Below are 25,961 nucleotides of genomic sequence, written 5' to 3'. Positions count from 1 at the left end.
GATATCGGAGGAAATTGTAATGCACGCAACAAGGTCTTATAAACTTAATATGATTCCATTCGGGGTCGTTGTCCTGGCCGAGCCGGGTGTCCCGCTGGAGGAAATGCGTCGCGATTTGGAAAATATCCGCGACCTCGGGTTCAACACCATCGTGCTTTATCCGCCGTTGAGCCGCTGGGAGGGAAACCCGCCCGGGGAAACCGCGTTCGGCACGATCGACACCATCATGGACTGGTGCGCGGAACTCGGCCTCAAGGTCATTCTCGAATTGCAAGGACAAGTCATGCAGGAGGCGGATGCGCCCGAATGTTACGGGTATGTTCAAAATCCCAATTACCGGGAAAACGGATTCCATAATAAACAAAAAGAGGCGCTTCTCGCGCGCTATTTCAAGGAGGTGGCCGGACATTTTCGCGGACATCCCGCCCTGCTTGCATACGATGTCTTTAACGAAATTGGCAATAATTCCCGCTCGCCGGAAACGATTCAGGCGTTTGTCGATTTTCTCCGCCGCCAATATCAGGGAGACATACAAAAATTAAACCGCGCCTGGGCCACCTATTTTCGTGACTTTGACAACATTGCCGCCATCCCGCCGGACTACCGCGTCTGGACGTGGTCGTCGGTTGTAGCGGAGCGGGACTGGCTGCGTTTTCGCTCGCATGATTTCGCCGGGCAAATTCACCGGTGGAGGGACGCGCTCAGGGAAATTGATTCTGCCACGCCCGTGTTTGTCGATGTGCTCGGCAGCGACGTTTTGCATAACCGCACGGCGAACTATTATGGAGTCAGCGACTGGGACGCCGCCCCGGAAAGCGACGCGCTGGGGCTTTCCTGCTACGCCAACATGCTGGCCCCGGATTGGTGGGAGCGCAGCGCATGGCTTTGGCCCCAATTCTGGCGGCATGGACGTTCCGCGGCGGGGGAAAAGCAAGTGTTCATATCGGAACTCATGACGCACAACCGGAGTTTGTTTCCGCTGGAAAAATCATCCATGTCCGATGAATTGCGACTCTGGAGCTATCAAGCGTTGTTTCATGGCATCCAAGGCGTGATTTATTGGAAATACCGTCCCTTTCGCCGTGGGCGCCAGGTTTCAGGACGAGGGCTCACGGATTTTTCCGGTCGCCCGAATCATTTCGCGGCGCAAGCCGCGGAAGTCGCGCGCTTCGCCAGGAAACACGCGCAAGACTTGGCGGGGGCAAAACCAGACGACGCCGGATGCGCGATACTGCACGACCCGGAGGCCGAGCGGCTTTATAGCGCCATCGGCGTCAGCACCGGCGAAGGGGCGTCCCCCTCGTTCTACACGGATGCGCACCGGGGATGGTTTCGCGGACTTTGGTTGCACGGAGTCGCGCCATCCTACATCACGCCCGGTCAACTCAAAGCCGGCGTCCCCGCTGACATAAAGGTTCTCGTTGTGCCATGCCTGGCGGGTGTTTCCGCCGCGCTCATATCCACGCTCACAGACTTTGTCAGGTCTGGCGGCGTGCTGGTCACGGAGAGTCGTTTTGCGATTCTGGATGAGGACGGCAATCTGTGGCCGCATGCGCCAGGAGCGGGGCTTCATGAAACACTTGGCTTCGAGGAAGAAAACTTTTCTTCGAGATTCCGCGACTCCATCGCGTGCGGATCGCAGTCACTCGTCTTCCATGACGATTATTTTCAGGAGCTGCGCCTTGGGAGTGACAGCCGTGTCCTGTTGAAAACACAGGACGGCGTGCCCGCCATGGTGGAATCCCCGGTTGGCGCGGGGAGATGCCTGCATGTGCCATTCATGCTGGGGCACAAGGTGGAGCGCGCCGAGGCGGAACCGGGAGCGCTGGGCTATTTTGAAAAGCTTTTCTCCCATTTCCGGGACGCCCTGCAACCCGTGGTTGAAATACGAAAAAAGGGAAAACTGACCGATGTCTCCGTACTGCTCAACAATGACGGGGATGCCTATCTTGCGGGGATTTGCAATTATTCAGAAGAACCGGACACGGTCGTGCTTGCGACCAAGGCACGGGGCGCGGGCGGCGTGTTGCTGGACGGCGCCCGCGTCGCGACGGATGCCGACGGCCTCCTCTCGGTCGAAGTGCCGCCCCGCGCGGTGCAAGCCATTCATTTCAGATAAACTCAATGAGTGCGCCAATCGAACAGCTTCCTTATGACCGGGCGCGCAATTAAAAAATTCCATGCACTCCTTGAGACGCATCAGCCCGAATGACGGCCGGCACTATTTTTTCGGCTATTATGACATTCCCGCGTTCGACCCATCCGGACGCTTTCACCTTTGCCACCGGGTCGGTTTCCGCGACCGGCTCCCCGCGCCCGCCGACACTGCCGAACTCGGGGTCTTTGACCTTGCGACTGGCGGATTTGAGATTTTTGGCGAAACACAAGCGTGGAATTTTCAGCAAGGCTCCATGCTGCAATGGCTGGGACATGATGGCGATCTCATCGCATATAATGACTTCAATGGTGCCGATGGTTTTCACTCCGTCATTTATTCATTTGTCGAGGATCGGATTATAAGCAGACTATGCCTGCCTTTTGCATCGCTGTCCTCCGATGACAGGTTTGCGCTCAGTATTAATTTTTCGCGCATGTATGATTTTCGTCCGGGCTACGGCTATTGCAACCTGCCGGACAAATGGCGGGATGAAAAACAACCAACCGACGACGGCATTTACCTCGTGGACTTGAAAAACAATTCCACACGCCTGATCCTGTCGCTTGCGAACATCGCCTCGGCGATCAAGGAGTTTGCCCCGGTTGCCGATGAAAAGCTGCTGGTTAACCATATCACCTTCAATCTCGGGGGGACACGCTTTCTTGCGCTGGTCAGGAATTTTCCAGTGGCTATTTCCGGAGGCAAGGACGGCACATGGAACACGACAGTGATAACCGCAAACAGGGATGGAACGGATTTACACGTGCTGCCCACAAAAGCCTACGCGTCACATTATCACTGGAAAAACCAGGCGACCTTCGCCATCCACAGCGATGGCCCCGCGAAACACCAACTTTATGAAATCACTGACACGGAGAACGCCTCCTTGTCCGCGATTGACAGAACATTTTTCATCAAGGACGGGCATTGCAGTTATTCACCGGACAGATCCCGAATGCTTTATGACAGCTACCCCGACGAAAGCCGACTTCAGCATTTATATATTTACGACCTGGCGGCGCGCCAAGGGAGGGAAATCGCCGCGTTTCATTCTCCTCCCGTGCATCCCATCGACATTCGCTGCGACCTGCATCCCCGCTGGGGCCCGGACGGCAAATGCGTTTCCTTCGATTCCACCCACGAAGGTTTTCGCGGACTGTATTTGATGCAATTATAAACCGCCATGCACCAAAAGGCGCTAATATTCCCCCTGGCCCGTGTCCGGTCGGACATGCTGGATTACTGCGAACGGCTTCGCGACCATGACGGGCGCAACGGCGCCTACCGCATGGCGCCGCGCGCGCGCTGCGATTTGTATTCCTCCTGTGATATCGCGATATTGCGCACCATCATCGGCGAGGATTTGGCCGCCATTCTGGGCGACAGCGAGCGGGGCGAATGGTGCGGGCATATCAATAGTTTCATCAAGCATGACTTCGAACGGCCCGACAACGGCGGCTATTGCGACACGATGGGGCATTCGCAACTCCATGCCAACGGCATGGTAATCGGCGCGCTTGGCGTGCTCGGTGGCAAACAGGCGCAGCCGGTGAAACTTTACGAGCCGTTCGACACTCTCGAAAAAGTAGGACGGTGGCTCGAATCGCTCGACTGGAGCCGAGCCTGGCAAACCTCGCATTTGTTCTGGGGCGGAGTGCATTGCTTCAGTTTCAGCGCCCGCGCATCCGCCGCGTGGCTGGACGCCGTGTTCGCCTGGCTCGACGCCAACCTGGATTTCCAAACGGGATGGTGGCGGACCGGGGTGGTATTTGAGGACCGGCACCAAGGCCTCGGCGGAGCGGCGCATCTGCTGCCGCTTTACGAACATCATGGACGGCGCTTCCCTCTTCCGGAACGCGTCATAGACAGCGTGCTGGCCCTGCAACTGCCGCGCGGTTCCTGGCTGGAGCCACGCAATGCATCGGAACATGTTCATGTGATGCATTATATCGAACTTGATGCATTATACGCACTGGTTCTGATGCGGCGTCTGTCCCCCGGCTACCGGACAGGTGACATCGATGCAGCGGCGCGGCGTTATGGCCGGCTGGTCCGCGACTATTACGCCCGGCACGCGCACGAGCTTTATACATTGCATCCGCACATGGTGCTTGCCGCGGCGGGCGCATTTGGGGGATTGCAACAACTGCTTCCGGATGAATTTGTCGATGATGTTCGCTGGACCGATATATTCAGCGATCCTCGATTCTATCGCACCCGCGCCGTGGAGCGTTTATGACAATTAATTCCGATTCATGAGTCCGCATGATGCACCTGACTGACAACCGGCGCAATCTGCCCGGGGACGGATGCGCTGAATCGGCGGATGGCGGACTCAGCGAGTTTGGCCGCGCCGTCATCGCGGAGATGAACTGGGTCGGCATCATTCCCGACGTGGCGCATTCCGGGCTCCGCACCAGCATGGAAGCTGCGCAATGCTCGAAAAAACCGGTCGTCGCCAGCCACACGGTCGCCGGAGCGCTCAGCAGGCACTATCGCGGAAAAACCGACGAGGTCATCCGTGAAATCGTCAAAACCGGCGGTTATGTCGGCATCTGTGCGGTTCCCCGGTTTTACCGAGGCACCGGCAGGATCATTGGCGGAAATGTAATGCGCGTGGCGCAAAAGGCCCTTGAGGGATGTTTCTGATCTGGAAACGCAGCCGAATGCAATTATAAACACAACCATGAACGAGCTTATCAGCATTTACCTGAAAATGATGGTGCTCTACACCCCGTTTTTCGGGCTCTCGTGTTTTCTCGCCATGACCAGAAAACACACGCCGGCGGAGCGGCGGCGCATGGCCTGGCAGGTGGCGCTGGCCGTGCTGGTTTCCAGCGCGACGCTATTCCTGTTTGGCCGGTTTATTTTCACGCTTTTCGGCATCACGGCGGATGCATTTCGCATCGGAGCGGGCAGCGTCCTGTTTCTCTCGGCCTTGGCCATGGCGCAGGGGAAAACGCCGGTGGAGGACAGGGAGGCAAACAACGGAATCGTCATCGTGCCACTGACGATTCCAGTGATCGTCGGACCAGGCACGATCGGCGCGCTGCTGGTAATGGGCGTGAACCAGGCATTCAATGCGCGGTTCATCTCGCTGGCCGGAATCGCGCTGGCGAGCATGACAATGGGGCTGATGCTATTTCTCTCGGACAGGATCAACCGGTTGCTCGGGCCCGCGGGACTGCAAATCGTCAGCCGCCTGACCGGGTTGTTTGTCTGCGCCTTGGCGGCCCAGATCATTTTCACCGGGATAAGGGGTTATTAAAATGACCTATATATCCACCCGATGAATTGACCGGGTGTGATCCTTGTTGGAGGTAAAATAGACTGCCGTGTCAGCGTGGTTGAATATCGGATGCGGATGGCTGTACACGCCGGAGGGGATCGAAACTGACAACGGGCGGTTTGCCTGGCCAACAAAACAAGCGGGATTAGCTGGATTATAACCACGGGGGACTCGACGGCAGGGCCGCACTGAAAGACGCGTTCAATTCGTGCTGATAGGTGACGCCGAAACCGCCGCTCAGGAAGCGCGGGAATCCCTCCCCGGCAAAACTCCGCCAACTCGCGGTTTCGTCACCAGGCGTGATCGGGAAAAACCTTGCGCCGACCGACTCCGCCGCCTCCTGGTCGCCCGGCGCGTCGCCCAGCACCAGAACCTGCTCCGCGGTGTAACGCCCCTCCATCGCCTGGCGGATTTGCGCGGCCTTGCTCCCGAATTCCTGCCCGGCAATGAACGCCGCGCCGCTGTCCAGCCCAGCGTGCGTCCACTCTCCGATCAGCGTCGCGCGCGGCGCCTGGCTGACGACCACCAGGTCCGCCTGCGCGGAGACCGTGCGCAATGCCCCGGCCGCGCCCGCGAACGGACCGAGGCCCTGGCACATCGCGGCCACGGCGGCGTTCACTTCACGCGTCCAGTCCAGCATCGCCCGCAATGCCGGATCGTCTGTCTCCTCCACTGCGCGTGCCAGCGCGGGCTCGCCGAGCGCATCCGTGGCCGCCACGAAATGCCGCAGCGCACCGAAGTCCATGAAATGCATGTCCAGCGCGCGCACGTCCGGATGCGCGGCCAAAAACTCGAGCGCGAGCCCCGCCGCCTTGAAGCGGTTGCATCCGCGCGTGCGGCTGTAGAGGTTGACAAACTCCCACACCTCGCGCGCTTGCCGGGCGCAACGCTGCAGGCGGAAATGCTTGATGAACGCCGGGCAGAAACACTCCTTGTGCTTCAAATCCATCACGTCGAAAACGCAGCCGTCGCTGTCGCACGCCACCATGTGCGCGTGGCGTTTGATGAAGGAGATTTTTTTGTCAACCGGCATAGCAGACGAGGCGCGCGGCACGGATTAGTTTTTCAGCGTGACGGGAAGTCTGCCCGTCGGCTGCAGTTCGCCGGTGATGATTTTTATCGCACTGGTCATCGCGTCGCGACTCGCGCCGAGTGTGCAGAGGCATGTCCGGGCCTGCGGGTATTTTTCCAGATCAAAAGGCGACTCCATCGCCACGACGACCGCCGGTTTACCGCTGTCGAGGCAGGCGGAGACCAGCTCCGGCTGGCGCGCGAAGTTGATGGCGTTGATGCTGCCGACAATCACGAAATCGGCCCCGGCGCAGGCGGCGCGCGCGGCGGCGATATTCGCGTCGGTCGGCACCAGTTCGGTGAGCACGCCGGCGGCGTTCGGAAAACGCTCGCGCACGGCTTTTATCAGCATGTCCTCGCTCTGGATCGGGTCGTTGGCGCCGTCGAGTTTCTGCGGTTTCGGGCTGATCACGGCCACGCGCGCGCCGGCGCCGATTTTGGCCGGCAAAAGTTTCGCGTCGTCGCGCAGCACCACGACGGAGCGGTCGGCGAGGGTTTGCGCGCAGCGGCGGGCGTCTTCCGAGGCGAAGGGCGCGGCGGCTTTTTCCGGTTGCACGAAGGCGGTCTCGTAGAGGCCGGCGCGCTGGCGCAGTCGGTGCAGGCGGAGCAGCGATTCGTCGAGGCGCGCCTCGCTGATCTCTCCGGACTTCACCGCGTCATAGACGGCGCGGTAGCCGTCGAGGAAATGGTTCACGTCGCCGCGCAGCAGGAGCACGTCGCAACCGGCCTGCACGGCGCGCACGCTGGCGACGGCGGTGCCATAGTTGTCGTGGATGGCGTTCATGCGGAGGGCGTCGGTCTGGATGATGCCGTCGAAGCCGAGCTTTTCGCGCAGGTAACCGTGGACAATCGCGTGCGACATGGAGGCGGGCGCGCGCCCGGGATCCATGGCGGGGACAATGGCGTGGCCGATCATGATGGCGTCGGCGCCGGCGGCGAGGAGTTCGCGCGTGGGGCGGTTGTCGAGCGCCTCGAGTTCGTCGAGCGGCTTGCGGATTTCGGCGATGCCCTTGTGGGCGTCCACGGCGGTCGCACCGTAGCCGGGAAAATGTTTTATCATCACAGCCAGGCCGGCGCGCTTGTAGCCGCGCATCATGGCGAGCGCGTGGCGCGTGACGAGCGCGGGGTCCTCGCCGAAGGAGGTGGCCTTGACGGTGGCGCGGCCCGCGAACTGAAACACGTCGGTGCAGGGCGCCTGGATGAGATTGATGCCGAGGGCGCGCATCTGGAGGCCGGTGAGGCGCGCGGTTTCCTCGGTGAGCGCGGGGTCGTCGGCGCAGCCGAAGGACATGTGGCTGCCGAAGACGAGCGTGCCATAGCGGTTGAGGTCGTTGCGCGTGCCGCCCTCCTGGTCAATGCCGACGAAGACCGGCAGGCCGCTGCCCTGCTCAAGCGAGAGCGCCTGGAGCTCGTTGAGCAGCGCGGCGTTTTTTTGCGGCGTGAGGTAGGGGCTGGGATCGCAGACGAGGCGGCTCTGGTTGTCGTAGTAGGCGTTCGGGCAATAGCGCACGAACGCGACGCCGCACTCGGCCACGATGGTCCGGAGATAATCCAGCAGGGAGCTGGCCTGCAAAATCGGGCAGCAAAGCTGGCCGACTTTCTTGGCGAGCGGAAGCGAGAGAATGTCTTTTTCGGAAACGGGGCGGGTGGTAATCGTGTGCATAAAAGTGCCCGGCCAGCCAAACCGCATGCGGTCGGGACTTGCAACCGGCCCGTTACTTTTCACGATTAGTGAAGCGATTCCCTTTCCCCTGAATTCCCTCCCGATGCCACTCAACCAACGCGCCCTCGCCTCGCTCGCCCGCGTCAGCCAGACAGCCGTCTCGCTCGCCCTGCGCGGCGATCCATCCATCCCCGCCGCCACGCGCGAACGCATCCGGCGACTCGCCGACGCGCAAGGCTACCGGCCCAACCCCAATGTCGCCAGCCTCATGGCGCAAATCCGCCGCAACCGCCGTCCGCAGGCGGGCGGCTGCATCGCGCTCCTGGCCGATGCCGCCGATGAGCGCGGCTGGCTTGACCGCGAATATACACGCCGGCAACAGCAAGGCATGGCCGACCGCGCCGCCGGTCTCGGTTTTCGCACCGAGGTGTTTTTCCTGCGTGAAAAGGGCATGACCCCGGCCCGGCTCGACCGCATCCTGCATGCACGCGACATCCGCGGCGTGGTGCTGGCCGGGCCGAAACGCGCGCCTGTCGATCTCTCCGCCATGCGCTGGCAGGACTATGCCGGCGCCACGATTTCCTATACCTGGGACTGGCCGCCGGTGGACCGCGTCTCGTCGCATCACCGGCACAACATGGACATCGTGCTGCAGCAGTTGCAGGCGCGCGGCCACCGGCGCATTGGCCTGAGCTTGCAGCCCGATGAAGTCGAGGCCGTCGAGCAAAACTGGCTTTCCGGTTTTCTGGTGATGAACCAGCGCCTTCCCGCCCGACGCCGGGTGCCGCTGTTTGTCGGCCGGCACGGCCCCGCGTCACTGCCCGCCTTTTCAAGCTGGCTCAAAAAACACAAGCCCGACGCGGTCATAAGCTTGGCCGGATGGGAGGAAACTTGGCTGCGCCAAGTGAAGTTGCTCGGCCCAAACAGCATCGGCCACGCCTGCGTCAACCGTCCCGCGCAAACGCATGTCGCCGGCATCGAGGAGGACCATGAGATGATCGGCGCAACCACCATCGAACTGCTCATCGCCCAGATGCAGCGCAACGAATACGGCCTGCCCCGCCGTCCACGCCTCACCTTGATCAACGGCGAATGGCGCGAAGGGACAACCTTGCGCCAACCGCTTGCCATATAAATTGATTCCATAAGGCCGGCATTCCCCTCCGTGTCCCACCGGAACAATCCATCTTTATTTAGCCAGACAGGCCGGATTGCACAGCACCGGATCAAGCCCGCGCCTCAAACTGCCCCGGGGCGGCTCTTCCGGGAGAAACGGGTTGCGCGCCCATCGCCGAAACAGAGCAGGGAGACTGGCGGGGCAGTGGACGCGGACGATCCGGCCATGGAGAGAACAAAGGCGGAAACGGATTTCGATGAGTGAAGAGAAAACATGGCGGATGGCATACATGCGGGTTTCCGGCCGGCACAAAGGTCCGGAATCCCATCGTGGTTTATTTATAGGTCGCAGGATCCGGGACGGATCGACGGCCCTTGCTTGTTACGATTGCGCAACCTTTCCGTAGTATCCGCGAAACCCGGCCCTGTCCGTGCCCGCCGCAATGTTAAGATTTCGTGTCAACCGCCGGGGCCGGCTGTTTTTGATTGGCTCGGGTCCGGCTGCGCGTTTTGCATCATGATCATTGTTCGGCTTCCGCCCTCCGGCCATGTGTAATTGATATTAGAATACAGGTGGGTCTGGAAAAAATTTCCCGACTATTTTCATCCCCGGGTAGTCGATGCGTCCTGGATTTCCAGACATATTTTTGTATGTTTTGCCCGCTTGCCAACCGCATCCTTGCCCGGATTTTCGGAACCTCCGCTTCCGCAGCCTGCCGTGTCCCGCACGGAAACCGCATCCGGCTGACCTGGCTGGCCGGCTTGGTTCTTCCGGCCTGTCTGCTGGCGGGGCAGGCGCCGGCGAAAATCCACGACTACGCGGACGATCACGCGCTGGCGACCACCACGGTGGACATCTCCTCGATCTCCACGCATCCGGTCCGGCTGATCGACATCCTGACCCTGGTGGAAAACCAGACCAACTTCGAGTTCATCTACCTGCCCCGGCAGATCCCGCTCAACCACCGGATCGCGTTCGAGTCCGGCAAAAGCATCACCCTAGCCCGCCTGTTTTATTCCATTTCCAGCCTCACCGGCGTGGTGTTCACCCGGCACACCTTGAAGGTGACGGTCCGGCGGAGCAGCGAAGGCGATCCTCTCGGGGCACCGCCGGCAACCTTATGAACGCGGACTCCGGCAACGACGACGAATGGCTGGCGAGGATGGCCAGGGGTGACGAGGAGGCGCTGGTGCTCCTCATGCGCAAATACTACGTCCACCTGGCGCAGTTCGCCCACTCCCTTCTCGACCGCCACGACCTTGCCCAGGAGGCGGTCTCGAACGTGTTCATCAGCCTGTGGCGGCGACGGGAGACGCTTTCGATCCGCACCGGCGTGCGCCACTACCTGTTCGGCGCCGTGGTCAAGCAGGCATCCTCGCTGCTGGCCAGCGATGTGATCCGGCCCGAGCTGGTGCCCTTGGACAACGTCCCCGCCCACCAGCTCGCGCAGCCCGCCCAGTCCGATGACGGTGTCCTGTATCGGGAATTCCAAGCCGAGATCGAGGCGCTTCTGGCCTCCATGCCTCCGCAAAGGCAGCAGGTTTTCCGCATGAGCCGGATCGAGAACATGCGTTACAAGGAAATCGGAGAGTCGCTGGGGATTTCGGAGTTCACCGTGCGCAGCCACATCGCCAAGGCCATGCGCACCCTCGAAGAGGCGCTGCCGGGGATCAGAAGCCGCCTGAAAGGGGATTCCCGCACCGGATGAACGGAATAAAACTTCTCCAGAATTCTCCTTGTGGCAGTAGTCGATCCGCGCCCTTTTCCCAGACATATAGGGTAAAACTGTTCCATGCCGCCTAACCATCACGCCAAAAAAGCGTTTTACGCGCTTGCCGCGCGCTACCTGCTCGACGAGGCATCGGCCGCGGAACGGGAGCAACTGGTGCAGATGCTGCAAGAGCCGGCCTGGCGGGAGATGTTCGACCGGATGTCGGCCGGCTGGAATACAAGTGCGGCCAACTGGCTCGAAGGATTCGATGTCGAGGGGGAGATCGAGAAGGTGCGGGGCGTGGTCGTCCGCGAGCGTCCGCCGGTCCCCTCTCCCAATGAATCGCGCTCCGGCCGGTCGCGTTCGCGCTTTTTTTCCTTTTCCCGGCCCCGGTTTGTCCTCGCGACCACGCTCTCGCTGGCGGCGATCATCTCGCTCGCCATCCTCGCCCTGGGCCCCCGCTGGCGGACGGTCGATGCGGCGGCGGGAAACCGCACTTGGGTCAGGCAGGTCAACGGCGTGGGCGGGCGCATGGAAATCGCTTTGAAGGACGGCTCCAAAGTGACCCTCAACGCCGGCAGCCAGCTTTCCTACCCTTCAGCCTTCGATGCCCGCAGCCGCACCGTCCGGCTCACCGGCGAAGCCTTCTTCGATGTGGCGAAAGACGCCGCGCGCCCCTTTGTCGTCGAGACCGGCACCCTGCGCATCACCGTGCTGGGCACCCGGTTCAATGTCCGGGCTTTTGCCGACGGCACCCGCGCGCAGGTGACGCTGGTCAGCGGCAAAGTGCAGGTGACGCCCCTCGGCCGGGCGGAAGCTGAGCAGGCGCCGGTCACGCTGGCTCCGGGGATGCAGTATTCGCTCATCCCGGCAACCGGCGAAGGCGAGCTGCACAATGTCCCCGTGCAGGCGGCCACCGGCTGGATGTCCGACCGGATCGTGTGGAAAGACGAACCGCTACCCGACGCCATGCGCGAATTGGAACGCCGTCACGGCATCGCCATCGTGCTGGCCGACCCCGCGCTGGCCCGCGAGACCGTGACCGCCCGCTTCCAATCGGAGACGCTGCCGGAGATTTTCCGGCTCCTGGAGGACCTCGGGATCGGACACCGCTTCGAGCCTTCGTCCGACAAAATCGAGCGGGTGATCCTTTCGCTCCATCCCGTCGAATCCGACGACTCCACCGCGGAGACTGCGGCGCCGTAAACCGGAAACTCTCTCGATACGGGCGACCGTCCGGCCAAGCGGTTCGCCCAAATCGCGCATCCAAGATTTCTGAGAAAGCGCATGTTTTGAATGATTGTTTTTCAGACATCGTTCCGAGCGAAGCGACATCCTCAGACAGCGAAGAACCAAATCGGATAATACCAGTTGCGAACAAAATTGGCGTTTTGGCGGCGCAGTCGGAAGGCGGCGGATTGCGTCGCATGGGCGTCTTCGCCCATGTTGGTTTTTGGGGATGGCGGCGCGGAGCGCCGTGGCACGGGCGAGACGCCCGTGCCACTCGACCCGGCCAGGCGGCGCAAAAGAGCCATTCCAGTTCGCAAGCAATATCGTTTCTACTCCCTTATTTATCTATCGGTCAGTGAGTTCCGATCGAAACGAGAGACCTGACAAAAGAATAAAGAGGAACGATCCCGGCGGATGACATCACTTTTGGGTTGCACCCGAAGCGAATCTACCGGGGCGGAAGAATCGCTGCGAAAGGAACGCTCGATGCGGCGGGGTTCTCCGATGCCACCGGCCCCCGTTGCGATTCACCGGAGGCCCGGGACGCGCGCTTGTCGCCGTCGTCCTCCGGCGGCGGGAGTTCCATCGGACCGTAGCCGATGGTTTCGACCTTGAACAACGTCGGCAGGGATTGCGCTGACACCGGCTGGTCGGACCGCGAGGCGGCCTCCATCGCCGAGGCCGCGACCGCGCCCGAAGCGTTCGCGGCCGTGGTGATGGCCCCGACGTTGGGAACTGCCACCACGGGAATGCCCGTGGCCGTTCCCTGCACCTCGATGTTCGCGGCGTTGAGCACTTGGAGCGCGGCGAGGTTGAGGTTGCCGGAAACCCGGATGCCCGCCTCGCCCGCGTCGATCGTGCCCAGCGGCGCGATCAGGTCCACATCGCCCGGCGGCACTTCGGCGATGGGATTCAGCGTCGCGATACCCGCACCCGAGGACGGCACGGTTGGCGAAAGGGTCACGTTGCCGTAGTTGTCGTAAACCCGCTTGGGCGGCGTAAAGACGATCGTGGTCTTGGCGCCGCGGCCGGCGTTGATGTCGCCCTCCGCCGACCAGCCGAGGATGTCGCCGCCGAAGGTCGTCATGATGCGCGAGAGACCGAGCAGGATCGAGCCTTTCGAATACATCTGGATATCGCCGGAGCCTTGCGTGATCACGCCTGCCGTGGAGGGTGGCACTGTCCCCTCGACGCCGACGAGGATCTGGCCGCCCGGTGCCAGGAACTGGATGTCGCCGCCGAAATCAGTGTGCACGCCGGAACCTCCGAACATGATGATGTCGCCGGTGCGGACGATCCCGGCGCCGTCGGCGTCCTCGTCCGGGAACAACGCGGCGATGGCCGCGCGGCCGCGCAGATAGGAGCCGAAGCGGCTGCTTTCAGGATCATTGTATTCGCGACCGCCTTCGCGCACTTCGGCATAATAGACCTGCCGCAGGAAAATCCGCTGCTGCTCCGGCGCCAGCGCATCGAAGTAGGCAAGGGCTTCCTCGTCGCTCGCCGCTTCGTAACCGTAGCGCTCTTCGAGCCACGCGCCCAGTTTGTCCTCATAGGTTTTCGCCACCTTGCCCGGTTGGTCGGCGAGCGGCGTGCCCGACACGGCGAGATTCGCCGGATCAAGATAGGGCAGAAGGCCCGCATAGTCCGGACCGGCCGCGCCGACGCCGGCCTGCACCAGGATGCCGGCGCCGGGGCGGTTGTCGCCCGGCACGATTGCGCCAAGGCTGCGCACGGCGGCTTCGCCGTAAGCGAGCGCGCCGCCTGTGCCGATCGTGGCCTGACCGCTCATCAGGATATTCCGCCCGGCGCTGATTTCGAGCGTGCCGGGACCGGCCACGCTGAAATTGCTGAAGAGGATGTCGCGTCCCGCCTCGACGATGGAGACGTCGGTGGGGTCGGCGTGGACAAACAGATTGCCGGTGCTCGTGCCGCCGCTGGAGTCGCTGCGCACAGGCGTCGACATGAGGTCGCCCAGGAACATCCGCTCGCCGAGCAGCATGCCGGAGCGCACGATGTCGCGCCCCGCCCGCATCCAGACCGCTCCATCTCCTTCATACCAAGTGAGCCCCTGGCGGCCCAAGCTCGTGAAGGTGATGATCTCGCCGCTGCCCAGACCGACGATGTCGCCATCCCGGGCATAGAGGCGCGCGGGCGACAGTTGCGGGCCGATGTCGCGCGCGGTTCCGGGACCGAAGGCGTAAATCGGAAACAGGTTGGTGCTTGGACGCACCGCCTGCGCATCGAGATTGTAGATGCCCGACAAGGCCGTGCCGTTGAACACCGCGAAGGCCGGATTGAAGGGCGTCGGGATCACATCCGGGCTGGCGCCGGACCGGCTGACGACATAGCCGCTGGCGTAGATCGAGTCCCCGGCGAGAATCGCCAGCCTGCCCGTGTCCGAAGGCGCCAGCAGCAGGGAATACCGGGTCGGGTCGAAGATGTTGGGATCGACCGTGGTGCTGCCCAGCACCGATCGGCCGAGGAAGACGCTGCCATCGGCGGCCGTCAGGCTCAATTGCGCCGGCCAGACATAACGCCCGTCGGTGGGCGAGAAATTCCTGCCCCTCCCCATGCTGCTTCCGGTGAAATCGATCAATTGCTGGCTGGGCGACAGATCGCCGCCCGCGGAGAACAGGTCGATCGCGGTGTTCCCGGTCCACAGCGAGAACCAGCCATAGCCGCCGGTCTTGTAAACCGAGCCGCCGGCATCCCGGTAAACCGGAGTGTAAGGCAAGGCCACGCGGCCGGGATCGCCGGCGCCGCCGACCACCAGATCGCCGCGTGTGTTCAGCGTCATGGCCGCATCGCCCAGCATCAGCACCGGCCCGCCGCTGGCGGTGCTGCGCGTCGCCGTATAGGGATCGAAAGGACGCACGTCGCGGAGATCGGTGGCCAGCGGATAATTGAACGCAATCCCGCCCGAGGCACCGGTCCACACATCGAGCGCGCCGCGCAGATTGGTCAGCACGCCGGTCAGGTTGAGGTTCTGGGCGTAATAATCTCCTGCGTTCTGCGGCGTAGCGTTGGGGACCGGGCTCGAGCGCGCGACCAGATCGGCGTTCAGCACGCCGCCGATGCGCAGGTCGAGATCGCCGCCGCCGGTGAGCACGATCTCGCCATTGGAGAGAACCCGTCCCGTGCCGGCCACCGTCAGGATAAGGCCCTGGCTGCGCGGCCGGGGCGTCGACAAGCCGTTGTAATTGCCGACGCGCGTCAGCATGCCGGCATCGCCGCCCACATCGACAGTCAGATTGCCGCCGCCCAGCGTCCCGATGCCGACAAAGCCGACCAGTTCCTGTTTCGCCGTGATGGCGTTGCGGTCGGCCGCGACGGGCACCCTGGTCGAGTTGTTGGCGGTCCCGCCCGGCACATACGTGCCGAAATTGATCCACCAGCTCGTGGGGATGGGCTCGACGCCGGCGGTGTCGCCGCTGCCCTGGCGCCACAGCCAATTGCCGAGATCGGCGGTGCTGCGTTGCGGGCGGGTGTCATGCACCGCGCTGGCCGCCGTGCTGTAGGTCGCCAGCACGTCGCCGGTGAGATCGCCGCCGGCGCGCAGCAGGAGATTGCCGCCGCCATCGGGATACCATGCGGCGTAGGTGCTGGCGCCGGTTCCGTTGGCCAGAGGCTGGTTGAAATCCGCCTCCTCGGCGCCGGCGCGCGAAGCGGTGGAGGCGCCTGCCGTATAGACGCCATAGAGCGACCGGATGTCGAGATCGCCGCCCGCTATGAGATCGAGATCACCGATTCCGGTGCGCAGCACGCTGAAATTCTGTGCCACCTGATAGGCGGCGGCCATCGGACTGCTCTGATAGACGCTGAAATGGGTGTCGGCGAGCGTGAGACCGTCCACGGACTCCGGTCGCGTCAGGCGCTGATCGGCCGCTCCGGTGTCGGCGCCGGCCACGAACCGCATATCCCAAGAGAGCGAGCCCTCCGGTAGCATGGCCGCCACCGCCCAATTGCGGCCCATGCGCCCGTCGGTCACGGGACGCAGCGGCGTCGACAGCACGCCCGGGGGCAGCACGACTTCCGTCATGCCGGGGATCAGCGCGCCCCTCGGCAGCGACAGGCTCCCGGCGAGGAACACGCCGTCATTGAGACTCGAGGCGACCGCGCCCTGGCGCCTGGGCAGCGGCACGCCCCTGGGCCAAACCATGGCGGCGAGCGAGGTCGCCGCCGGCAGCTGCGTGCCCGCGCCGAGCCGGCTGCCCGCCGGCAAGATCACCTGCGCTTGCAGCACCGTGCCGGCCGGATAGAGCACGTTGCCGCCGGCATCGCGCACCGCGGCGTAGAGCTGCGTGTTCGCCGGCATCGTCAACGCCGCCGTCAGCACGCCCTCGACCGGAAGCACTGTGCCGGCCACCAATTGCACCGCCTGGATCGGCAGATCGTAATTCAGCACCCGGCCCGGCGGGAAGCGCGTGCCCTCGGCCAGCACCACGCCCGCGTTCGGCACGATCACGTCGGCGGCATAGGCCTGGACGCCCGGCGTCAGCACCCAACCATTGTCGTCAACCGTATTGGGCGGCGGCGCGAAGCCGTCATTGATGCTGCCATAAATGTCGAGGTCACCGCCGGCGCGGATCGCCAGCGCGCCGGCTTCTCCCGAACCGTAGACGCCGGTTTGCTGCGTATGCGGATTGAGGCTCGCGTAGCGGTGGCCGGAGAGATCGAGATCGCCGCTGACCACGATGTCACCATCGGGAGTGGCGCTGACGATCTCCACGGCGGGCCGCAGATGGAAGGCGTCGCGCCAAGTCGCGTTGTTCAGGCCCGCGAGCTTGGTGTTCAGGAGATTGGTGTTGTTCAGCGCATTGGTGATGAACGCCGTGCTGTCCGCGTGAAGGGTGTCGAGATAGTCCTGATCGACCACTTGGTAGGGCCGGCCGCTCGCGGCCGGATCGGTTCCGAACGGCGCATCATCATAGCGCCGCACGGCGTTGAGTGCGATAGAGCGGGCGCCTTCGATGGCCAGCGCACCGCTTGCATCGATGGCCACATCGCCGTCGCTGAGACGCGGCGCGTAGAGTTCCACCGTGCCGCGCGGGCGCCCGTCATGCAGCGACGGATCGGACTGCACACGGGCGTCGTTCGTGCCATGGCGCAGATCCATGTGCGCACCCGCGGCCAATGTCAGCAGGCCGTCGCCCGAGTTCAGCTCCACGATGGCGCGGTTGGGCGCGTCGATGATTTTGCCGTAACTGTCGAGACGCAACAGCGTGCCATGGGCATCAAGAACGGCATTGCCTCCGATGGTGAGTCCTTGCTTGCCCGCGAGGCGGATGCTGCCGACCCGTTCTCCGCTTGCATCCACCGTGCCGGCCACGGTCAGGTGGCCGCCGTCGAGCGAAATGTCGATCTGGCTGGCCCGCACCCCGTCGCCGACAGTGAGGTCGCCCTGCTTGAGCTGGAAGCTGCGCAGGCCGAACACCTCGCCTTCGTTGAGGCGCGCGTTCAGCGCGGCGAACGCGGCGCCGAGATCGCTCCCGCCCAGCGATTGCGCGCGCACGATGACTCCGCCAGCGAGATAAGGCAGTTCAGTGCCGCCCACATTAGAGACACCGCTGGCGCTGGCGAGGATGCGGCCCTGCAAATCGACCACGCCCGCGCCCGTGCCGAGCGCGACGGCGGTCAGCCGGCCGGCGCGATTGTGCTCGGCCGAGAGGTCGATGATCGAGCCGGCGGCTTGGGTGATGTTGCCCGCCCTGCTCTCCAGCGTGACGTCGCCGCCCCAACTGTAGCGGGTGGCGTCGTCATCGTCGAAGAACGTCACGGCGCGGCCGGAAAGATCGATGTTCGCGTGCCCGCCCAGCATCACGTCGCCGCCGGCGATCAGGCTGAGCTTGCCGCTCGGCAGCGCGGTCGCGGTGTCGAAGCTGAGGCCCTGCCCGGCGGTGAGCGACAACTCGGCGCCGAGCGCGGAGACGGCGGACGGATCGGCCGCGCCGCCAGCCGGCGCGGACACGCTGATGGCGCCGCCGGCCGTGATGCGGTTGACCGAACCAGCCTCGCCAGTCAGCAGCGGCGCGACAAGGTGGAGATTGCCGCCCGCATAAGCGTAGCCCTCGCCCGGCGTGTAGGCGCCGCGGCTCTGATAAACGCTCAGCGCGCCGAGATTGTTGGCGGTGATGCGGTCGCTCGCGGACAGCGTCACGTCGGCGAAGCCCAGCGCCAGCCGGTCGAGCGAACTCACGCCGTCGGGACGGCCGAAAGCGCCATAGCCGAAGCTGATGCGCTCGGCGCTGATTTCGAACGCGCCCGATCCCGTGCCGGCGCCATCGGCGACCACCGCGCCGGGCGCGTCGCCCGAGCCGTTCCAGATCAGATGGCCCGTCTCGATGCGGGCCACGTCCGCAGCGTTGCCATAGCCGTAAATGGCCGGCGTGGTCAGCATCAGATTGTCGAGGATCGAATTGCCCTCGGCATCCAGCGTCGAAAGGGTCGTCGTGCCGAAGAAATTGACCGAGCGGCTGGCGATCAGCTCCAGCGTCTGCAGCGCCGGTGCGCCGGTCGAGCTGTCGCCGCGCAGCAGGCGGTCCATCGCCTGCTGGTTCAGCACCGCGCCCGGCGTCAGCGCGCCGCGCGCTTCGGCCTCCGCCAGAGCCTCGCTGGTTCCTACATTGAAGGCGCCCACGGCGAGGCTCAGATGGCGCGTGCCGTAGCGCGCCGCTTCGCCGAGTTCGAACGTCTTGTCGGTTGCGAAGGCGATGCTGCCTTCCGAATAGAGCGCCGCCGCCCCGATCCGAATGGGAATCGCGCTGACCAGGCTCGTGGTCGGGGTGACGGGCAGCCATTGCTGGCGGCCGTTGGAGAGCGCGACGATGCTGCCGCTGCCGACCTGATAGAAGAAGCCGTCATCCGAGCCATAGGCCGCCGGGCCCCGGCCCAGCGTGGTGATGACGGCGCCATCCTCGATCGTGATGACGTTCCTGGCGTCCGAATTGCCGTTTGCGAACAAGATCACTTCCGGCGCGCTGAGCACCGCCCCGTCCCGCACCGCGATACCGGCGGCGGTGGCCACGGAGATCACACGGCCGATATTGTCGTTGAAGCGCACGAGATTGCCGCCCTGCCCATAGCGGATGGCCGGCAGGTCGCCGATAACCAGGCGGTTGACGTCGATCTTGCTCAGGTCCGACGCCCGCACCGAGACGCCGAAATCGGCGAAGGCCGACAGCTCCGCATCGTCGCCCAGGATTTCGATCCTGTTGCTCGCGCCGGTGCCCACCACGGAGAGCGTGCTGCCGAAGCCGCCCTCGGCGGCCTCGCCGCGCACCTCGCCGTCGAAATGCAGACTGAGGCCCGAATACGTCGCGTTGCGATCGTTGAAACGCAGCATCAGGGTCTTGGCGTCGGCCTCGATCTGCGCGCGCGGAACGCCCAGGCGTTCGGCGTCGATGTACGCGAACTCGGTGTAGGAGGTCTCGTTGTATTGCGAGTAGGTGCGCAGCACGCTGGCCGGCGTGAGAAACACCATGCTGGCCAGACTGTCGGCGAAGGCAGTGCCGGCGATCGACAGCGCGCCGCTCACCGCCCAGGAACCGTCGCCCATGGCCACGGGCCTTGGCACGGTGCCGTTGGCCGTGGCCGGGCCGTTGATCTCCACGCGGAATGCGCCGGGCAGCAGCGCATAGGTGGAAGGCAGCAGCGTATACACGCCCGCCGGCAGGCCGGGCACGCCGGCGGGAATGGTGATCTGCCGGCCCAACGCCGGATCCGCCGCGCCGGCTTCCCCAAGCGGCGCGGCGACGGGCTGCGCGCCGGGCACGATGGCGTAGATCGGGTTCGAACCGAGGCCCGGGAATTTGACACCGCCGCTCCCGATCTGCACCAGCGGATTGTAGCGTGCATCGGTGGAGCCGCCGCGACCGGAGACGAAGCCAGCGCCGTTGACCGCGCCGCCTCCGGTGAGGTCGATCACCGCGCCGTCCTCGATATTCACGAACTGCCCGCCCAGCAAAACGCCGCCGGTCGTGAACCGGCCCGCGCCGAGCAGGCCGTCCTGGTTGAACCGGCTGGCCGTGCCGGGGAAATCCCAGCTCACGCCGTCCGTGGTGCCGCCATAAGGTATGGCCAGCCCTGCGGCGCTGACCGAGGTCAGGCTGCCGGGGAGCAGGTTCAGATTAGTCGTCGATTGATTGCCTGTCCCGGCGCCCAATTGGATCATCCCCAGCGGCGCGCGGATGACGCCGCCCTGATCGATCGTGGGCCCGCTCAGGGCCAGGCGGCCGAACACCGAATAGGGCATGGCGGCGGGAATGTCGTCCGTGGTGCGCGCGATCGTCAGCACACGCGCGGGATCGAATGCCGTGCCGGGGCTGCCGCCGCCACCGACCCAGCCGGCATAGAGCGACGCATTGGCGTTGGTGTTGGGATAGAGCTGCGCCGCCGCCAGCGTCACGTCGCCGGCGATGTTCACCCGGCCGGAGCCGAAACGCATGTCCCCGCCGCTGATGAGCGCAACCTGGTCGAAACCGCGCCGGTCATAGGTCCGGTCGGTCTCGGCGGTAAGGCCGGGGATCGTGATCTGCCCCCCGCCGATGCCGAGCACACGGTTCACCGTGTCGATTTCGGTGCCGCCGCGCACGTCGAACAGGAGCCCGGCTTCCAGCGTCAGACCGCCCATGAGCGGCCGCGAGGACGCCGCCACGCGCGACGAGGTGTAATTGATGCCCGCATAGAATGTGGTCGCGTCGCTGCTGGCTTGAGACGACCCCATCAACCGCATGTAGGGCGCCGACAGATGCACCTGGCTGTCTTCGGCCGCCGCGTCGGTCCAGCCGAGCGAGCCCGCATAGAGATTGAGCGCCAGGCCCATGGACAGGTTCACGCTGCCGTCGAACACGATCATGCCGCCGCTGGCCAGGGTCAGCGTGTCGAAGCCGCCGGCCTCGACCGTGTCCGCGCCAAGGCGGGCATGGCCGTATTCCAGCAGGTCGGCGACCTCGGCGGCGGTGGCTCCGGGTGCCAGTTCGCCCGGCCCCTGCTCCTGGGCGAACACCAGTTCGCGGAGCCGGCGCGTGCGCTCGGGCGCGGAGGTCTGGACGATGGTGCTGTTGGCGACCCACACCGTCAGCGCGCCGCCCGCCGCGCCCGCGCCGCCGGAGGCCGCGCGCAGCGTGCCGTCGATATAAAAGCCGTTGTTGCCGGAGAGCACGATCTCGCCGCCGGCGCTCGCAACCTCCACCGCGCCCCTGCCGGGCACGTCCAGCACCGCGCGCGCGCCCGAGGCTTCGAGCAGAGCGCCCTCGCGCACCACGACAAACATGCTGCCGCCGTCGGCGGTGCCTTCGTCCGGGCTGACCCGGCCGCCGATCAGGATGCTGCCGCCCGCGTCCACGCGGCCATAACGCAGGCCGCGCGCATCGAGTGCGGTTGCGGCGACGCCGGACACGTCGAGCACGGCGCGCTCTCCAATCCAGACCGAGCTGCCGGGCGGCGGCGCGCCCGCACCTACGGCGCGGCGCATCTCGATGAGCCCGCCATGGGCTTGCAGACGCCCATCCACCGTCAACTGACCGCCGCTCAGCAGCGTCAGGGACTGGCCGGGGTCCACGCTGATGCGCGCGTTGTCGGCCACGTGCAGCAATACGGCGCTGCCGGCGGTCGTGCCCGCGTCGCCGGCTTGCAGCGTGAGGCTCGTGCCCCGGCGCTGCGTCAGCGCGCGGCTCAGAGGATTTTCCTGATAGAGCGGCGGCGTCCACGTTTCGAGCGCCTCGGAGGGCTCGGCGCCGGTGGCGATCGCGTGCGCGCCGGCGCCGAGGCGATAGACCGGCATGAACACGTCGAGCGCCGCGCCCGGCGCCGCCACCACGCTTTGCCGGCTGACGATCTCATAACTGGAGAAGCCGCTCTGAAACAATGCAGCGTCCAGCGTCATCGGCGGGCGCACGGCCACGCGGTGATCCAAAATGGTTCCCGGCGCGATGACCGCGCCGCCCGCAAGCACGATGTCGGCCGGCGCGGGCGTGCCCGCCGCGAGCACGTAGGCCGGAACCGGCAGCGCGGTCAGCGAATCCGGAATGACGTAACCGTTCTGCAATGCGCCCGACTGAATGCGCCGGATCACCGCGTTCCCGGGAATGATTCTGTTGGTCCCGGTATTGCCGCGATATTGCTGGTTCGTCGCGGTGAGATTGCCCGCGCTGTCGTAGAGATCGACCCAGATGTTGAGAGTGGTGCCGTTCAGATCCCAGCCGCCCGGCCCGACGGGCGCGGAGAGCGTGTTGCCCGCGCCCGTATCGGTGAACTGGATGGTCGCCGTCACCATCTGGCCGCCCGTCATGACGGTGAAGGTGGTGCCGCCCGGCAGCAGCGCGCCCTTCGCCACCGAAAGCGGCTCGTCCAGAATCAGGGCAATCGGCGCGGGCTCGCCGCTTTCGAGATAGCCTTCGCTTTGCAGCACCTGCCCGCCCAGCGCGATCGGGGCATGGGTGCGCAGGATCAGGGCGCCGCCGCCGGCGACGCCCTGGCCGCGCACTTCGCCGCCGATGCGCACTTCGCCCGCGTTGCCGGAACGGCCCGCTTCCAGCATGATATCGCCGCCGCGACCGCCGCGCGTCGATCCATCGGCGAGGACCGCGCCGCCGGAGGAGACGTCGATGACGCTGCCTTCGCCGAGCGTGACATCATGGCTGGACGACAGGCTCACCCGTCCGCCGTTGAGATAGCCGAGTTTCGAGCCATCGGCCGGATCGAGCAGGAGATTGGACCAATGGCCGCGAAGGTCGAGCGTCACGCCCTCGCCGAGCGCGACCCGCGCGGCGCCATCCTGGAGCAGAAGGACTCCCACCGAGCCTTTCTCATAATAATTGATCGTGCTGAAACTGCCGCCGCGCGCGGTCACGTCCGCATTGATGTCGATCGTCGGCGCCACGAGCGTCACCGAGCCGCCATCGGCGAGCGTCAGCGCGCTTTCGAAGGAGATGACGCCGCCCGTCTCCAGCGAGAGCCCGCCGAGCCCGACCCCGTTGAGCCACGCCGCATCGAACCAAGCCGTGCCGGCACGCCCGGCCGGCAGCGCATCGCCGGCGGCAAGACCGGCGCTCACATCGGCAATGTCGCCGATGCGCACATCGATATCGAAGGGAAGATTGGCGGCGGCGGCGAGAAATCCGTAGCGCCCCAGCACCAGCGAACCGGCCCGGGCGACCGTATGCTGGCCGACCTTGTAGCCGTCGGTGATGCCTGCGGCCCGCGCGCTGGTCTGGCGGCTGCCATTGACGACATCGGCGCGGAGATCGGCCTCCATGATCACGGTGGGAGCCGACAGGATCAGGCTGCCGGCGTCGCGGCCGACGGTGTAGCCTTCCTCTTGCCGCGTAACGTGGGCCTTGCTGGTGAGGGGACTGGAATAAACCTTGGTCACGCCCCATTTGTCGGATTTCTCGATGTGGCCGTTGCCGAGGCCGACGAAGATCATGTTGGCTGGAGCATTGCCGATGTCGTAGAGCTTGCCGTCGATGCCGAGCAGGCGGGTGACGGTGGTGGAGCCGGCCGCGTAGTCCAGCGATCCGCCGGAAATGTCGAACACGGCGCCCCGCTGCGCCACCACTTCGCTGGCGGCGAGGGTGATGGTGCCGCCGATGGCCGCCCACTCGCCGATAGTGTGGGCGGTGTTGGCCAGCCAGCCGCCGACTTCCAGCAGGCCGCCAGCGGTATACCAGCGGTCGCTCTCGTAGCCGCCGGTGCCGGCGGGCACGTAAATCAGGTCGCGGACATCGAGCCACACGTTCTGGCTCTTGAGGTAATCCTCCTCGCGGTTGAGCGGCGAGTCCCGCAATTCGTTGCCCTGCATGTTGACCTTGATGGAGTGCGATTCCATGTCGAGGGCCACGCCGCGAAGGCCGGAGACGTCGATGGTCGCCCCGTCCTCCACCGTGATGCGCCCGTTGTTCGCCTGCACGGCCACCTGGCCGCCCTGGGCCATCGTGAGCGACCCGCCCTCGAAGAGCACGTCACCGCCGGTGACGATCTCCACGCGGGACTGGTCGAGACGCTCGGCGAGCGTGGAGCGGTCGTCAAAGCCGCCGGTGATCGTATTGGCGCGACTGGCCTCGGACCCTGCAATGAGCGCGTCGCGCTGGCTGTCGAGCGCGGTGGCCTCGCTTTCCAGATCGGGAAGGATCAGCGTGAGGCTCCCGGCTCCGAGCGTCACCGAACCCTGCCCGTCGGAGGCGGAATTGAGCAGGTGAATGGAGCCGCGCTGGTTGACGCTGGTGGTGGCGAGGAGCACGCCGTCCTGCCGGATGGCACGCCCGGCAAGGGTGATGTCGCCCTCGCCCGCCTCGATCAGGCCGGCGTTGGTGACGGCACCGGAAGTCGAGCCGGCATCGATGAGGCCGCGAACCTCGTTGCCCCGGGTGGTGGAGGACTGGTTTTCCTCGGTGCCGTAGCCGCGGCGCACGACGAAATCATCCCCTGCCGAAAGGGCTGCCTGCCCCTTGGGTGTCGTGATCGTGCCCTCGTTGGTCACGTCCGTGCCCAGCAGCATCACGAAACCGCCGCCTTCCGTGGCGCTTCGCGGCGCGTGGGTCGTGATCTGCGCGCCGGTCTCGACGGTGACGGCTCCGCCCGCGTCGGTGAACGAAGGCGTGTAGTTGTTACCGCTCTGCTGCGAATAGATTCCCCGGTCGAGAAACTGCTCGTTAGACATGTTGGCTGCGGCGGCGACGAGGTTGCCGACGTTGACTTGGCTTGCGCCGCCGAAGATGATGCCGTTGCGGTTGAGGATATAGACTTGGCCGTCTGCCTTGATGCTGCCGAGGATTTGCGAAGGGGACGCCTGCGCGTCGGTCACGCGGTTGAGGGCGACCCAGTCGCGGTTGCCCTGCTGGTCGAAGACCAGGTCGGTCTCGCGGCCCACGTTGAAACTGTCCCAGGTGAGGATGGCCTTCTGTGTCTCCTGATCGATCTTGACGACCAGCCGACCGCCTTCGCCGGAGCTTTCCACCGGACGGGTCGCGCCCTGCCAGAGGGACGGGTCGAGGTCCGCGCCAGCGGCAACCTGTAGGCCACCCGCGCCGAGGCCGTTGGGCACGTTCGTCGTGACCTGTTTGGCGGCGGCGCGGGCGGCGGCCTGCGCCTGCTGCATGGCGTGGAGCACCTGCACGGAGCGCGCCAGCGACTGCCGCTGCGACTGCATCTGCTGGGCCAGCGCGGCGGCCGACGAGGAGGACGGCGCGGAAGCGTCGCTTCCCCCGGAGGCTGCACCGCCGGAGGACGGTGTCGCCCCGCTGACGAAGCTGCGGGCTTCCACGGTGAGCGTAAACACCGAGGACATCTGCAAACACAGCAGAAGCGATACGCCCGCGCGCACGGCGCGGATCACGGGATGGACACGGTTGGGATCGGTGAGAAACATGGCAGTGGCGCGGCAGGGCCGCGCGGTTGAAGTTGAAGTTTAAGTGGAAGTGATAGCCGCGAAGGGTGCGAAGTCGGAGAGGGGTGGGATTGATGGCCGCGAAGAGGCGCAAGAATTCCAGACGCGCATGAAGCGTTGCAGGGCGCCTATAGGCGCGCGGGAGAACTCCGTCGGCAGACGGAAAATTGTCAGACTGTCGCTTCCGCTCGGTAGTGACTTTTTGCAGCTATTCATGGCGTGGAAGCGGAGGAGCGGAAAGCGGATGAAACTCTGTGCCTTTTTCCTTTCTCTGTGGTGCAATGATTTTTCACCGCAGAGCAGGGAAGGTGGCGCAGAGGTTGGCAGGATGCCAGTGA

The 25,961-nt window shown here is 64.7% G+C and carries 14 protein-coding genes; 9 read left to right on the top strand and 5 right to left on the bottom strand.

Annotated elements, in window-relative coordinates:
- Positions 1-49: 49 nt before the first annotated feature.
- A complete protein-coding gene (locus OH491_RS18710) occupies positions 50-2,119 on the top strand; it encodes a beta-galactosidase (protein WP_068770108.1) in 2,070 nt (689 codons plus the stop codon).
- A 49-nt stretch (positions 2,120-2,168) separates the two neighbouring features.
- On the opposite strand, the gene OH491_RS18705 is transcribed toward OH491_RS18710, so the two are convergent.
- Positions 2,169-2,432 (bottom strand): hypothetical protein, encoded by a 264-nt coding sequence (locus OH491_RS18705; protein ID WP_145928754.1) that lies wholly within the window; start codon positions 2,430-2,432, stop codon positions 2,169-2,171.
- Between OH491_RS18705 and OH491_RS18700 the strand changes: the two genes are divergently transcribed.
- The 4 genes from OH491_RS18700 to OH491_RS18685 all read left to right on the top strand — a co-directional run bounded on the left by OH491_RS18700 (position 2,412) and on the right by OH491_RS18685 (position 5,426).
- The gene (locus OH491_RS18700) at positions 2,412-3,335 is read left to right on the top strand and encodes a TolB family protein (protein WP_145928755.1); all 924 of its coding nucleotides are present in this window, start codon (positions 2,412-2,414) and stop codon (positions 3,333-3,335) included. The genes OH491_RS18705 and OH491_RS18700 overlap by 21 nt on opposite strands.
- 162 nt (positions 3,336-3,497) lie before the next feature.
- The gene (locus tag OH491_RS18695) at positions 3,498-4,397 is read left to right on the top strand and encodes a hypothetical protein (protein ID WP_145928756.1); all 900 of its coding nucleotides are present in this window, start codon (positions 3,498-3,500) and stop codon (positions 4,395-4,397) included.
- A 26-nt stretch (positions 4,398-4,423) separates the two neighbouring features.
- Positions 4,424-4,807 (top strand): membrane dipeptidase, encoded by a 384-nt coding sequence (locus OH491_RS18690; protein WP_068770111.1) that lies wholly within the window; start codon positions 4,424-4,426, stop codon positions 4,805-4,807.
- A 37-nt stretch (positions 4,808-4,844) separates the two neighbouring features.
- Positions 4,845-5,426 (top strand): MarC family protein, encoded by a 582-nt coding sequence (locus tag OH491_RS18685; protein ID WP_068770112.1) that lies wholly within the window; start codon positions 4,845-4,847, stop codon positions 5,424-5,426.
- 175 nt (positions 5,427-5,601) lie between these two features.
- Here the strand turns inward: OH491_RS18685 and OH491_RS18680 are convergent, their stop codons facing one another.
- Entirely contained in the window at positions 5,602-6,501 is a 900-nt protein-coding gene (locus OH491_RS18680) for an HAD family hydrolase (protein WP_145928757.1), read from the bottom strand.
- A 3-nt stretch (positions 6,502-6,504) separates the two neighbouring features.
- Positions 6,505-8,181, bottom strand: coding sequence for a glycoside hydrolase family 3 N-terminal domain-containing protein (locus OH491_RS18675; protein ID WP_068770114.1), 1,677 nt, complete (start codon positions 8,179-8,181; stop codon positions 6,505-6,507).
- 103 nt (positions 8,182-8,284) lie between these two features.
- Between OH491_RS18675 and OH491_RS18670 the strand changes: the two genes are divergently transcribed.
- The 4 genes from OH491_RS18670 to OH491_RS18655 all read left to right on the top strand — a co-directional run bounded on the left by OH491_RS18670 (position 8,285) and on the right by OH491_RS18655 (position 12,215).
- The gene (locus OH491_RS18670) at positions 8,285-9,316 is read left to right on the top strand and encodes a LacI family DNA-binding transcriptional regulator (RefSeq protein ID WP_334319267.1); all 1,032 of its coding nucleotides are present in this window, start codon (positions 8,285-8,287) and stop codon (positions 9,314-9,316) included.
- A gap of 632 nt (positions 9,317-9,948) precedes the next feature.
- Entirely contained in the window at positions 9,949-10,422 is a 474-nt protein-coding gene (locus OH491_RS18665) for a hypothetical protein (protein WP_068770115.1), read from the top strand.
- Complete coding sequence (locus OH491_RS18660) at positions 10,419-11,006, top strand: RNA polymerase sigma factor (RefSeq protein ID WP_068770116.1); 588 nt, start codon at positions 10,419-10,421, stop codon at positions 11,004-11,006. Before OH491_RS18665 ends, OH491_RS18660 begins: the two co-directional genes overlap by 4 nt.
- An 84-nt stretch (positions 11,007-11,090) precedes the next feature.
- On the top strand, positions 11,091-12,215 hold the full coding sequence (locus OH491_RS18655; RefSeq protein ID WP_068770117.1) for a FecR family protein: 1,125 nt from the start codon (positions 11,091-11,093) through the stop codon (positions 12,213-12,215).
- Positions 12,216-12,346: 131 nt separating this feature from the next.
- Here the strand turns inward: OH491_RS18655 and OH491_RS18650 are convergent, their stop codons facing one another.
- The gene (locus OH491_RS18650) at positions 12,347-12,544 is read right to left on the bottom strand and encodes a hypothetical protein (protein WP_068770118.1); all 198 of its coding nucleotides are present in this window, start codon (positions 12,542-12,544) and stop codon (positions 12,347-12,349) included.
- 143 nt (positions 12,545-12,687) lie between these two features.
- Positions 12,688-25,605, bottom strand: a complete 12,918-nt coding sequence (locus OH491_RS18645) for a filamentous haemagglutinin family protein (protein ID WP_068770119.1) — start codon at positions 25,603-25,605, stop codon at positions 12,688-12,690.
- Positions 25,606-25,961 lie beyond the last annotated feature (356 nt).

It is taken from the genome of Termitidicoccus mucosus, assembly GCF_038725785.1.
GTDB classification, from domain to species: Bacteria; Verrucomicrobiota; Verrucomicrobiia; order Opitutales; family Opitutaceae; genus Termitidicoccus; species Termitidicoccus mucosus.
Note: the sequence above shows the minus strand (reverse complement) of the source record. Positions and strands in the feature narration are given on the sequence as shown.